Origin of the sequence: Bacillus sp. JAS24-2, from assembly GCF_008274905.1 — a bacterium.
GTDB classification, from domain to species: Bacteria; Bacillota; Bacilli; order Bacillales; family Bacillaceae_G; genus Bacillus_A; species Bacillus_A cereus.
In genome coordinates this window covers 1,765,875-1,778,578 of record NZ_CP031068.1, presented here as the reverse complement: position 1 = coordinate 1,778,578, position 12,704 = coordinate 1,765,875, and the positions used below count along the sequence as shown (strand labels likewise).

Below are 12,704 nucleotides of genomic sequence, written 5' to 3'. Positions count from 1 at the left end.
TCCTTGGAAAGCCTTTTCTCTATACGAAAAGTATATAAAACTACTTTTTCTTAGTATGCTTTTGTGTAACCTAATAGGTGCTTGCTCCAGTAAGAGTTACTTACAGAACTAATACGTACACCAGTTGCATCTGTTTCTGCACTAATGAACTGACCGTTTCCTAAGTAAACACCCATGTGAGAAGGACCTGATTTATAAGTATTTTGGAAGTATACTAAATCACCTGGTTGTGGATTGCTAGTTTTTGTTTTAGAGCTCCAGTATCCAGCAACTGTTTGACGAGCGCCTTTATGACCAGTTTGATTTAATACGTAGTGAATGAATCCACTGCAGTCAAAACCAGCAGGTGTTGTACCAGCAGTTCTGTATGGTGAACCATTTAAAGATCTAGCGAATCCAGCGATTGAAGATGTATCTCCACCTGTTGTTGGTTTTTGTACGTCTTTACCTGGTTGTTGAACGTTATTTGTAACATTATTGTTATTTGTAACGTTGTTTACTCCGCCTTTTACAAACTTAACGAAGTCTGCACTTACGTAACCTGTGCGGCCGTTATGGTTAATTTTGTACCAACCATTTTCAGCACCAGTAACGTTTAATACTTTACCATTTGTTACTCCACCGATTACAGCGTTGTATGTAGCTGGGCCTGTACGTACTTTTAAAGCACCAGTGTTAACAACATAAGAACCACCAGTTTGAACTGTTGTAGTATTGTTGTTTGTAGTTGGTTGTTGTGTTTCGTTAGATACAGCAGAACCACCTTTTGTTACGAAGTCTTTGCTTACGTATCCAGTTCCACCATTGAAGTTGATTTTAAACCAATCTTGTACTTCACCTACAACTTGTACTGTTTTACCTTTGTTTACAGAACCTAATACTGTATGAGATGTACTTGGGCCTGTACGTACGTTAAGTGAAGAAACGTTTACTGTGTAAGTACCTGTTCCTTGTTGAACAGTCGTTCCTGTTTTGCCACCAGTCGTTACGAAGTCACCACTTACATAACCTGTTTGACCATTTACGTTTACTTTGAACCAACCATTTTCTTGTCCAACTACTTGTAGCACTTGGCCTGATTTTACTTTAGAAATAACGTTATGTCCTGTACCAGCACCTGAACGAACATTTAATACATCAGCAGTTACTGTGTATTTTAATTCAGAAGTTGTTTCTACAGTTTTTGTTTCAGTTACAGTCGTTTGAGTTTGAGTTTGAGTTTGAGTTTGTCCATTAATTTCTTTTAGCGCTTCATTTGAAACTTGTGCATGAGCAGAATCCATTCCTGGAACTGCAACGCCAGCTACAGAAGCTGCTGCTAAACCTGCAATTACTTTTTTCATAAGTTGTCTTTACTTCCTTTCCCTACTATCCTCTTAAAAAAAACTAAAACTTTAATACTTTACAATATTATCAAAGTAAAATATTCATCCAGTTCCATTTTTTAGCAAGAGTTTTATTTTTCACACAGAGTTCATTTTAAATGAACAAAGTGAAATCCGTGTGAACTTCATGTGAACTTTATCATTAAACACAGTGTTTTTGCAATGTTTTTTTCAAATTTCTTATATATCGCATGAAAATTCGACATTCTATTTAATATTTTAATATAAAATATCCCTTTTCTATCTATTATAAAAAACTCTATTAACCTAATACAAACTCAAGTATGTATTTCCTTATAAAGCTCCTTACATGACGTATACTTTCATCATGACAAAAATCACTCTATTTATCAATAGTATAATATTTTTAGAAAACTAAATTTCTATACTATCTACAATTTTGAAATAATTTGACGAATTGTAAGATTTATTTCACAAAAGCCATTTCTCCTTTAAAGAAAACACACACTATATCAACTGTTCTCTTTTTCCTATAATGGAATTTATAGGATATTTATAGTATTATATACATATCTTAATAAACAAGAATTTTAGCGAATTGATTAAAGTTTCATTCCCTTATAAAATGAAACTTTAATCAGGAAGGGTTTTATACATCCTCCGCTAATTATTAACCCTCACCACTCGGGCTGCCCATTAATGCGGAGTTTTATTGGAATAAAAAGAGGAGGCATATTTGTGAGAAATATAATAGATGATCCAATACAAAAAAACATAGAGCTATACTATGCTTTTATTCAATTCGTTTCAATGATAACATTACAAAAAGTATCAGCTATTGAAACACGTAAAAACGAATTAAAAAATCAGATGAAAAATGCAGGACAAAAAAACCCTTATTACGTATAAAAAAGGTGAACAGGTTATATTCCTGTTCACCTTTTTAAATTATTTATAAATTTTCACACGGTCCTCTAGCGGTTGGAATTCTTTTTCACCAGCATGTACTACCGGTTTACCAAATGGCATTTGCGCAATAAGTTTCCAATTCTCTGGAACATCCCACTCTTTTCTCACTTCTTCATCAATTAGCGGATTGTAATGCTGTAACGTAGCACCAAACCCTTCAATTTCTAAAGCTGTCCAAATTGCAAATTGTAACATTCCTGATGATTGCTGAGACCAAGTTGGGAAATTATCTTTATATAATGCAAAGTTAGCTTGAAGGCTTTCCACTACTTCACTGTCTTCAAAATATAAAACCGTTCCATAACCACTTTTAAATGCATTCATTTTTTCTTCAGTAGGTGCAAAGTTATTTTCAGGTACAATTTTTCGTAACGTTTCTTTCGTAATATCCCATAATTTATCATGTTGTTCTCCTAATAAAACAACAACGCGAGCACTTTGAGAATTAAAAGCTGAAGGTGTATGTTTTACAGCATGATAAATCACTTCTTGAATTTTCTCATCAGAAACTACTTGCTCTTTACTAATTGCATAAATAGATCTTCTGTCTTCAATTGCTGAGTAAAAATCTTTTGCCATCATAATTCCCTCCAATTTTCAATTGAGGCTATTTTATATGTATATATCATATTACGCCCCTCAAACTTATTATTAATAAGCTTATAACTTTATAATATCACAGCAACAAACAAACTCAAATAATAACACTTATATTTAGAAGATTTTTCCTTTTTAAAATAAAAATAAAAAGACTGTTTGTTGTTATCTAAAATTAGTAACAACAAACAGTCTTACTTATGTAGCGATCTAGATTCGTATTTTACTTACTTAATTAACTAATCCAAATGCATACGACATTAACTTATTTGTCTCTGTAAAACGTTTTGTTTTACTTGATGTCCCCATGACCACTGTAATAATTCGATTATCACCTTGCTTTGCAGTCCCAGTAAAACAGTATCCTGCACTATCTGTAAATCCAGTCTTTAGTCCGTCCATTCCTTCTATATATAAACTTTTATTATTTTTGTTTAACATGTCGTTTGTGCTTATAACATTAATATTATTAAATGCTAGCTGACTTTGACGTAAGTGAGTCACTTCTAATATTTCCGGATAATCTTTTATAAGATGATACGCCAATTGTGCTACATCACCAGCCGTCATTTTTGTTTCACTTCCATCTGGCTCTTGTAATCCAGAAGCATTTTCAAATTTAGCATGTTCCGACATTTTTAACTGTTTCGCTTTTGCATCCATAAGCTGAACGAAATCTTTCTCCGATTTTGCCATATGTTCTGCTAAAGCCACAGCCGAATTATTAGCTGACTCAATCATTAATGCATGATATAAATCTTTAACAGTTAATGTGTCATTAACTTGTACTGGGATTCTCGCTCCTTCTGTTTGTGCCGCCTTCGCACTCATTTTTACTGGATCTTCCCAGCGAACTTTCCCGTTATGTATACTCTCTAGTAAGAGATACGCTGTCATCATCTTAGACATACTAGCCGGTGCAAAAGCTTCATTTTCATTATATTGATAAATAATATCTCCATCACTCGCATCGATAATCATAGCTGCTTTTGCGTTAATTTCTGGTGGGATGTACTTTGGCGGGACTACTTTTTCAGTAAATCCTGCTTTAGGTAGTTCTGCCACTTGCAAAGGTTGTCCCTCTACATTCGCTATGCTCTTTTGATTTCCTTGGAATAAGAACCAACATATCCCTAAAATAATAACTAATAGGACTGTCATCCTTCCCCATTTTAACCGATTCATTTCAAAACTCCTTTAGCAAACCTTTTATACACTCACATTTAACCTTAACAACAATTCCTTTATATAGTCAAGGTAAAAGGTATATTTATTCATAGTACAGCAATGATTATTTTAATTTATTTATGTTAAACTTACAATATTGAAACGTAAGAATATTCAATAATAAATTCTCGTAAATAAAGCGAAACTTTAATCAGCCCCCCAATCGGGCTACCCGTCAAATAGCGAGATAAACTATTTAATAGAAGGGATTCATACAAATGCTACTTCCAAAATCATTAAAATACGGAGACACAATTGGGATCTACTCCCCTTCTTCACCAGTAACCTACACTTCTCCAAAAAGATTTGAACGAGCAAAATCTTACTTACAACAGAAAGGGTTTCATATATTAGAAGGTTCATTAACAGGTCGATATGATTTTTATCGTTCTGGTAGTATACAAGAGCGTGCTGAGGAACTAAATGTCTTGATAAGAAATCCTAATGTTTCTTGTATTATGTCAACAATTGGTGGGATGAATTCAAATTCAATATTACCTTATATTGATTATGATGCTTTTCTAAAGAACCCTAAAATAATGATTGGGTATTCAGATGCAACTGCTTTATTACTAGGAATTTACGCCAAAACAGGAATCCCTACATTTTATGGACCAGCTCTCGTCCCTTCCTTTGGCGAATTTGAACCTTTTGTTGATTGCACATACAAATATTTTGCTGAAACTTTACTACATGATCATTCTCTTCCTTATCATATAAAACAACCATTATTTTGGTCAGATGAATTTATTAATTGGGAAGAAAAGACGAAGGAGAAAGAACTTCGACCAAACGATTGGATTTCAGTAATTGATGGAAAAGCTACTGGGCGTATTATTGGCGGGAATTTAAACACGATACAAGGAATTTTGGGTAGCCCCTATATGCCACATATTCAAGAAGGCGACATTCTCTTTATTGAGGACAGTTCAAAAGATGCAGCTACTATTGAAAGAAGCTTTTCATTACTTAAAATTAACGGTGTATTCGATAAAATTTCAGGTATCATTCTTGGAAAACATGAGCAATTTGATGATTGTGGTACAAATCGAAAACCTTTTGAAATACTATTAGAAGTACTTCAAAATCAAAGAATTCCTTTTCTAGCTGACTTCGATTGTTGTCATACACATCCCATGATTACCATGCCTATCGGTATTCAAGTAAAGTTGGATGCAACAAATAAAACGATACATGTTGTAGAACCTTGGAAAAAATGAATGCATAGCTTCTATTGTTTTACAATAAAAGCCATGATACTATATAATTTGGAATGTGAAAGATTAAACAAAATACGTTCCAATATCTATTATTAGGAAAAGATAGATATAAATATATATTTATATGTAAAAGAGAGTGAATAAATGAAACCAACTATTAAAAATTACGTATTTTTACATGTAGCTTTTTTGATATATTCTATCATTGTGGTTTACATGAAATGGGCAGCTAAGTTTCCCATTGCTTCCATCTCATTTTTTATTGCTTATTTCGGACTAGTTGTACTTTTATTCGGATATGCAATTTTATGGCAACAAGTAATTAAGCATTTCGAAATATCGAAAGCATATTCACATCGCGGAATTATTATACTGTGGTCAATGCTTTGGTCAGTAGTTCTATTTGGAGATACGATACAGTGGAATCATTTACTTGGTGCGGCTATTATTATCGTCGGAATTGTGGTGGTGACAAAAGATGAATAGTTATATGTTGTTATTGATCTTTGGAATCGTATTGGCCAATTACTCACAAATTTTATTAAAAAAGGCTACTTTACAGCAATATGATTCTAAATTAAAAGAATATGTAAATCCATATGTAATCATCGGTTACTCTTTATTTGTACTTAACGCAGGATTCAATATTATCGCCTTAAAGGGACTGACAATAAATCAAGTCTCTGCATTAGAATCATTAAGTTATATCATCATATTAATTTTCGGTTGGTATTTTTTAGGTGAAAAAGTAACGAAAAGAAAAGTAATTGGGAATACTATCATTTTAATGGGTGTTGTGGTGTATTTTATTAAGTAATCACTTATACAAAAAGCTCCGTTTATCACAAACGGAGCTTTTTACTATTGACCTAAATTTTGCACTTTATCTTTCAAATCTCGAACTTGATCTACCGTCTGCATAAGCTCAGAGTTTTTAAATTGCTCTACATCCACTTTGCCTTCTTCTATCTTTGTCTTCGCCGTATCAATTAACGTATTTAACTTTTCGTTATATCCGACGATTTGTTGATGAAGATCCTTTGCTACATCAGGTGGCGTTAATTCATTGAATGCGGGTATATCTTGTTTAATTTCACTAAGCTTCGTTTCTAATTCTTTTCGAGCCTCGCTATCATTAACGGCCTTTTCTGCTAATGCTGGTGCATCATTTGCAAATGCACTTATTTCATTTACATAGTCTGTCGCCTTTTGAGCATAATCTATGGAGTTCTTTCCTTCTTCCACTATTGAACATCCCATTAAACCAATTGAAACTATGAATACTAATACAATTGATTTTATTTTCATTTTAGACCCCCTTCGTCCTTATAATTGTCTGTAATTTTCTCTATACATAACTTCTAGCTAAATTGTTTATAACCTTTTTCAAATAGCTATTTACCCTCTTACATGCCCTATTATCGTTACAACATCTATTTCTATATGTACGCTTATAATATCTTCAATTATATCCATATACCCTTGTCCTATAGCTGTTCCATAGTGTAATGTAAGCCCCTTCTTTTCATACACTGACTTTGGCACTGAAAAAATAAATCTCCTCAAGTTTCTTTCATCAGCTGGTTCCATAATTAAAACAATCCCATCCTCATCAAACATATACGCTCGCCCTCCAACTTTACATTCACTATGGCTCAGTATTGCCTTGGTCAGCAAAATTTAAAACATAATAAGTTAAGATACACTCTGCTCTATCATAAAGTGAAACTTTAATTAGCCCTCACAAGTCGACTCTTTATCGGCAAATAGCGGGATAAAAATAAAAAGCATTCATTCTTTTTTGTTAAGAATAAATGCTTTTTAAAAAATCAATTTCTAACTCTAGCATCTTTTTTTGACGAGGTTTTACTTTCCTTACGGGAACTCCAGCGTAAATATACCAATCATCTAAACTCTCTTTTACCATACTCATCGCGCCGACTGCCGTACCTTCTCCTACAATTACATTTGGAAAAATAATAGAATTAGCACCAATAATCACATGTTTTTTTAAAATAACTTTTTCTGCTTTCACATTCCTATATTGATTCGGGACGGTTGGCCCCATTAATGTATTTCCACTGAAATCATCAAGTACTGCATATACGATTGTTTTAGCTGAGATGTTTGCAAAATCATGCATTTCAATCCCAACTTCCCCTCCATATAACGCTGTATACGCTGATATGTGCGAATAACTTCCAATTGTGATTTTACCACTTAAAATGCAAAAATCATCAATTCTTACATGATTGCCAACTGATATAGCACTCGGATTATATATACTTGCTTTTTTACTAACCAATACATTTTTCCCAACAGATAAAAATCCAATTTCCTTTAGTTCTTCTTGACTATAAAAACTATTCATCTACCGACACCACCTTCTGCTCTAAACAGATTACAATTTGCTCTACTAGTTCTTTCGTCATTCCTTCCCATAAAGGTAAACTTACGATTCGTTTTGCTATTTTATTCGTTTTTGTTAAATCTGTCGACTTATAGTTTTTAAAAAGAACTTGTTGGTGGCAAGATGGTGAAAAGTATAATCTAGCTTCTATTTTCTGTTTTTTCAGTTCTTCAATTACTTGTATGTTGCGAACTTCTTCTGGACAAATGATAGGCATAAATTGGTGAATAACTGCTTCTGTCTTTTGGACTTTCCACCCTTTTTTCATTAACCCAGTATTTTGTAACAACTGTTTATACCATTCAGAAATACGGGTACGTTCTTTTAATTTTTGATCCCACTTTTTTATAGTCGCAATCCCAATAGCTGCTGCGTATTCAGACATTTTACAATTAAACCCCATCATCGTACATTCACGATTTTTATCAAATCCGAAATTCCCCATTCTTTTAATACGTTGTATATCTTCTTCGTTTTTACTATATATGAGCCCTCCTTCACCAATTCCGAATGGCTTTGTTGCATGAAAGCTATATACGATCATTCCACTAAAATCTTGACCGTAATGCATCCCTCCATTCATTAATCCAAATCCCGGCGCCGCATCTACGACAACCGGAATCCCCTTCTTCTCTAATTCTTCATATTCTTCTAAGTTCATCCATGATCCAAAAGTGGCGTACGGGACAACAATCGCAACCTCTTCTTTTAATTCTCCTATCTTATCCAAAAGTACGGTTTTATCCATATACCAATCATCTATTGAAATATCAATAAAGTAAGGTTCCAATCCACACCAAATAGCGGCTAAGGCAGTCGCAGGGAATGTAAAGCTAGGCATGAGAGCATACTTTCCCTTTCTTCTTTTCTTTAGTTGAATAGCCGCCATTAACCCTAACGTTGCGTTTGCTACTGTTGTAACAGCTCCCCTGTTTTGAAAAAATGACGACATAATTGTTTCCTCAAAACGTTGATTTATAGGTCCATAATTCGTATATATGTGAGATGTATCAATTTCCTTCAATTCGTCCAAATACTCACTTACAGGTACAGTTGAAGCACGTAAAAAAGGAATATTCTCCATATCTATCTATTCCTTCCTATCATTTTCGGACAATATAGAGCATATCTGTTTCAGATAATCCAAATTTCCTAGCACTTTTCATTCCTTGTTTTTCCGCTATGTTATATAATTCTACCTTAAATCCTGCATTCATTAATCGTTGAATAAATCCCGATTGATTGTAAATTCTCACATGATCTTCTTGACCAAAAGCTAATTTCCTCAATTGTGGTGTTACAATTAATTCATTCTCTATAATAAAATCTACATTCATTACGATTGGTACTTGAATAATTCCCCATCCATTTGGCTTTAACACTCTATATAACTCTCGCATTGCTTTGTCATCATCAGGAACGTGTTCTAACACATGGCTACATAATATTACATCAAAAGTATTACTATCATATGTAATTCTTGTAACATCAATTCCCTTCATTAATGGATCCTTTGGTTCTAAGTCACCACATACATACGTAATATTTTTATACTCGTTAAACCAATCTCTTAACTTTGCTTCAGGTGCAATATGAAGCATTGTATAGTTTCTATTTAACAAGTCCGTTTCCGTTTCAATGTACGCACGGTACAATCTTTCACGATCCATCGAATTACAAACTGGACATATCCCTGTATCTTTATTCCACATTTCAAATTTATATTTCGGAAAATCATAATGTGCTGGCCAAGGTGAAAATTTTTCAAATTGTTGATTGCAATATTGACAATAACAACATTCTTTCTCGAACATATGAGCAACTAACTTGTTTAAGCCTTTTTTTATCTTTTCATTATAAATTTGATCTAGTTCGCCATTTCTTACTGCATCCTTAACTATAAATCCCGCATTTTCTAAACAATAAGATAAACTCTCTTTATACTCACTTTCGGAGCTTAAAAACCCACTATTATATGCATCTATAATTAATTCAATCCACTCTTCAATTGTCATTAAAATAAAATGCATTTGTTTTTGATTTTGTCCACTATGCTGTCTAAAATAACTAAGAGGTTCATGTATATAAACTACTTTTCCTTTCCTCATCATATCTAGCCAAGTTGCAATGTCATTAATAGCAGAATAAGCCTTTCCTTTAAAATATCCAAACTTCCCGTCAAACAAATTCCGATTAAACAAAACAGTTGTCGGCTCACCAACTACATTTTTCAAGTTTTTTAACATATAATTCCCTAATTCTTTTCCTTCAAAAAGTGTAGTTTCTTTCGCGATTTTCATATTTAATGTTGAAGGTGGTAATATCTCTCCATTCTCATCAATCAGTTCACGATATGACGTCACAAATGAAATATTTTCTAACGCCAAAAAGTATTTCATCATTCTCTCGATCTTTTCATGATGAAATAAATCATCATCTAATAAAAAGTTTATATAGTCCCCATTCGCAAGTTCTACACACTTATTAAAGTTTTCGGCAACTAACGGCGTTTCATTTTTTACATATGTAATACACTCATATTCACGTAAGTACGGTTGAATCATAGCATTGACTTCATTATTTGTACTGTCGTCAGAAATAATAATTTCAATATTTTCATATGTTTGATTCAAAGCGCTGTTGAGTGCTAATTCCAAGTAATAAGGTCTATTGTATGCAGGAATAAGTATACTTACTTTCGGTAAAGAAGAATTATTATTTATATGTTGTTTTTTCTTTTCTATGTTTATTTTCTTCGCTCTAATTTTTTGGTAATAGTCTAATGTATATAATATTGATGATGGAACTATCCTTCTTGCATAATCTAGAAAATTAGTTATCGCTTTGTCTAACTCTTTTTCAGTGGATAAGAAACCATATTGTTCTCCTGCTATAATACTGTGTGAAAAATCTTCTAACCCATCCATCATTTTATTAGATTCATTTAACTGTTGATCTGGATGTAATCGAAAGTAACTAAGTGTCTCTGCTATATATACAGCTTTTCCTTTACTTAATAAAGATAACCATGAAGCTATATCTACGTTACATAAATACCGCCTCTTATCAAAAATCCCAAACGGTTCTTGTAAATCATTTTTACGAAATAAAACTGTTGTCGGTTCTCCAATATAATTTTTTTGATCCACAATTACCTTATTTCCTAATTCTGTTCCCGCTATAATGGTATCCTCTTCAAATAAACGGACAGTCGAATAAATATGTCGTAGCTCTTTCCCTTTATCATCAATGACTTGACGATGAGATGTTACAAGCTTAATTTCATTATCTAAATCCTCGAAAAAATACTTCATCATTTTTTCAATTTTATTCACATGAAATACATCATCATCCATTAAAAAATTTATATATTCACCGTTCGCTTCATTAAATAACATTAGCGCATTTTCAAATTGTCCGAGAGTTGATCTATTTTTTATATAAATAATATTTGAATGATCACATAAGTATTTTTGTAACACTTTTTCTGTTTCATCATTCGTGCTGTCATCTCCAACTATAATTTCTATATTAGGGTACGTTTGTTCTAACACACTACATAGCGCCTTTTCAAAGTAACGAGGACGATTATACGTAGGAATTAATACACTTACCAACGGAAGTTGCTCTACCACCTCTTCAGTTCTTTCAATACGAGTTCTCATTTTAACTCTCTCACCTCTTCGCATATTATTTATATACGCGACACAAAAATCACATTACTTTAACTGTATGGAGCCTATATACTTTTATGCAAACATGAAACAAATTATCATACTTTTCGTTCCTGAATAAACATATTTAATAATGCGGACATTTTATTTGCACCTTTTTTATTCATATGATCACTATCATAAAAATCATCGTCACAAAATAATGGCGAATCAAATAGATCTATGATTTGAAAAGAATATTGAGTTTGAAAATCATTTATAACTTTATAAAAATCTTCTTTTAATTTCTTACTACTACAATTGAAATAATGTGAAGTAACAGGGAACACAACAATTAGTGGCTTTATATCATTTTTTAACAGTAAATCTAAATATTTTTTAAAAATCATTTTATTTTCAACTAAAGTATGAGGGTACGACAGTTTAGCATGTGAAGTTGCTCTTATTTTCCCGTGTTCTTCAAAAGGAATGTGAAGAGGAGTGGTATTCCACTCAGCATTTATCCAAGGCAGCGTCAATGATTCATCTTTTAGTTCGTCTAATAAAATATATTCAAAATGCAAATTAAAAATAGAAAGAAGTGGTTTCGGAGTATTTAGATGGGAGAATCCATCAGTGGGTAGAGGAGAGTGAACTACAGTATGATGACCATCTTGAAACAATGGATAATATACTTTGTGAATTCTATATGATTCAGATGATAACGACATATCAAAGTAAAACGAGAAATAGGCTATTCCTATTAAACAATATTGAAATGAATGATTGTTTGATAAAAGTTGTGACGCTATTAAATAATCATAGTATAGATCTTGCGATGGAAGTGTTAATTTTATTGATTTTTTTGAGAGAAGCTCCGTACTTATGCCACAATGCGGATAAGACAAACCGGTAGCAAACAATTCATACGTCGGATCACTCTTTGCTTTTTTCATAGAAATGTATAAAGACATAAGATCCGGATTTATTTGATAGATAGAAATTAATTTATCCTTCCATTCATACATGTATTTTGTTAAATTAATAATTTTTGAACTTTGCACGCCCCTATTTATCAAGTCATTTGTAAGTTTTTCTGCGTCCCCTCTCCAAATGACTATATATTGAAAAGAACTTTCTATACGAACAACATCTGAAACGTCCACAACATGAACTATTGTTTTACATTTATTTTTGTCTAACGTATTTCGAATCCTATCCCCTGATAATTCATCACTTAAAACAATGATTTTATATTGCTCCTTCATGTACATCCCCTCCA

13 protein-coding genes are annotated in these 12,704 nt (G+C 32.6%); 4 read left to right on the top strand and 9 right to left on the bottom strand.

Annotation, left to right across the window (positions count from 1 at the left end; translation table 11 throughout):
- Positions 1 to 50: 50 nt before the first annotated feature.
- Complete coding sequence (entFM, locus tag DN407_RS09315) at positions 51 to 1,343, bottom strand: enterotoxin EntFM (protein ID WP_000755498.1); 1,293 nt, start codon at positions 1,341 to 1,343, stop codon at positions 51 to 53.
- A 741-nt stretch (positions 1,344 to 2,084) separates the two neighbouring features.
- Between entFM and DN407_RS09310 the strand changes: the two genes are divergently transcribed.
- On the top strand, positions 2,085 to 2,255 hold the full coding sequence (locus DN407_RS09310) for a hypothetical protein (RefSeq protein ID WP_001244279.1): 171 nt from the start codon (positions 2,085 to 2,087) through the stop codon (positions 2,253 to 2,255).
- Positions 2,256 to 2,294: 39 nt separating this feature from the next.
- Here DN407_RS09310 and DN407_RS09305 read toward each other — a convergent pair whose 3' ends face one another.
- Both DN407_RS09305 and DN407_RS09300 read right to left on the bottom strand, forming a co-directional pair.
- On the bottom strand, positions 2,295 to 2,897 hold the full coding sequence (locus DN407_RS09305; RefSeq protein ID WP_001987122.1) for a nitroreductase family protein: 603 nt from the start codon (positions 2,895 to 2,897) through the stop codon (positions 2,295 to 2,297).
- Positions 2,898 to 3,143: 246 nt separating this feature from the next.
- Positions 3,144 to 4,097 (bottom strand): D-alanyl-D-alanine carboxypeptidase family protein, encoded by a 954-nt coding sequence (locus DN407_RS09300; protein WP_001080872.1) that lies wholly within the window; start codon positions 4,095 to 4,097, stop codon positions 3,144 to 3,146.
- A 260-nt stretch (positions 4,098 to 4,357) separates the two neighbouring features.
- On the opposite strand from DN407_RS09300, the gene DN407_RS09295 reads away from it, so the two are divergent.
- The 3 genes from DN407_RS09295 (at position 4,358) to DN407_RS09285 (ending at position 6,176) form a co-directional block, all read left to right on the top strand.
- Positions 4,358 to 5,359, top strand: a complete 1,002-nt coding sequence (locus DN407_RS09295; RefSeq protein WP_000926325.1) for a S66 family peptidase — start codon at positions 4,358 to 4,360, stop codon at positions 5,357 to 5,359.
- A gap of 144 nt (positions 5,360 to 5,503) precedes the next feature.
- The gene (locus DN407_RS09290; RefSeq protein WP_000805132.1) at positions 5,504 to 5,845 is read left to right on the top strand and encodes an EamA family transporter; all 342 of its coding nucleotides are present in this window, start codon (positions 5,504 to 5,506) and stop codon (positions 5,843 to 5,845) included.
- Positions 5,838 to 6,176, top strand: a complete 339-nt coding sequence (locus tag DN407_RS09285; protein WP_001089876.1) for an EamA family transporter — start codon at positions 5,838 to 5,840, stop codon at positions 6,174 to 6,176. Before DN407_RS09290 ends, DN407_RS09285 begins: the two co-directional genes overlap by 8 nt.
- A gap of 44 nt (positions 6,177 to 6,220) precedes the next feature.
- Here DN407_RS09285 and DN407_RS09280 read toward each other — a convergent pair whose 3' ends face one another.
- The 6 genes from DN407_RS09280 to DN407_RS09255 all read right to left on the bottom strand — a co-directional run bounded on the left by DN407_RS09280 (position 6,221) and on the right by DN407_RS09255 (position 12,690).
- Positions 6,221 to 6,667 (bottom strand): DUF6376 family protein, encoded by a 447-nt coding sequence (locus DN407_RS09280; protein ID WP_000695229.1) that lies wholly within the window; start codon positions 6,665 to 6,667, stop codon positions 6,221 to 6,223.
- A gap of 90 nt (positions 6,668 to 6,757) precedes the next feature.
- Entirely contained in the window at positions 6,758 to 6,979 is a 222-nt protein-coding gene (locus DN407_RS09275; protein WP_000459099.1) for a hypothetical protein, read from the bottom strand.
- A gap of 184 nt (positions 6,980 to 7,163) precedes the next feature.
- Positions 7,164 to 7,730: an acyltransferase gene (locus DN407_RS09270; RefSeq protein ID WP_001084165.1), complete on the bottom strand. Its 567-nt coding sequence runs from the start codon at positions 7,728 to 7,730 to the stop codon at positions 7,164 to 7,166.
- On the bottom strand, positions 7,723 to 8,853 hold the full coding sequence (locus tag DN407_RS09265) for a DegT/DnrJ/EryC1/StrS aminotransferase family protein (protein WP_098507706.1): 1,131 nt from the start codon (positions 8,851 to 8,853) through the stop codon (positions 7,723 to 7,725). Before DN407_RS09265 ends, DN407_RS09270 begins: the two co-directional genes overlap by 8 nt.
- A gap of 19 nt (positions 8,854 to 8,872) precedes the next feature.
- The gene (locus tag DN407_RS09260; RefSeq protein ID WP_149216194.1) at positions 8,873 to 11,434 is read right to left on the bottom strand and encodes a glycosyltransferase; all 2,562 of its coding nucleotides are present in this window, start codon (positions 11,432 to 11,434) and stop codon (positions 8,873 to 8,875) included.
- 107 nt (positions 11,435 to 11,541) lie between these two features.
- Positions 11,542 to 12,690: a hypothetical protein gene (locus tag DN407_RS09255; protein ID WP_000664252.1), complete on the bottom strand. Its 1,149-nt coding sequence runs from the start codon at positions 12,688 to 12,690 to the stop codon at positions 11,542 to 11,544.
- Between the last annotated feature and the right edge of the window lie 14 nt (positions 12,691 to 12,704).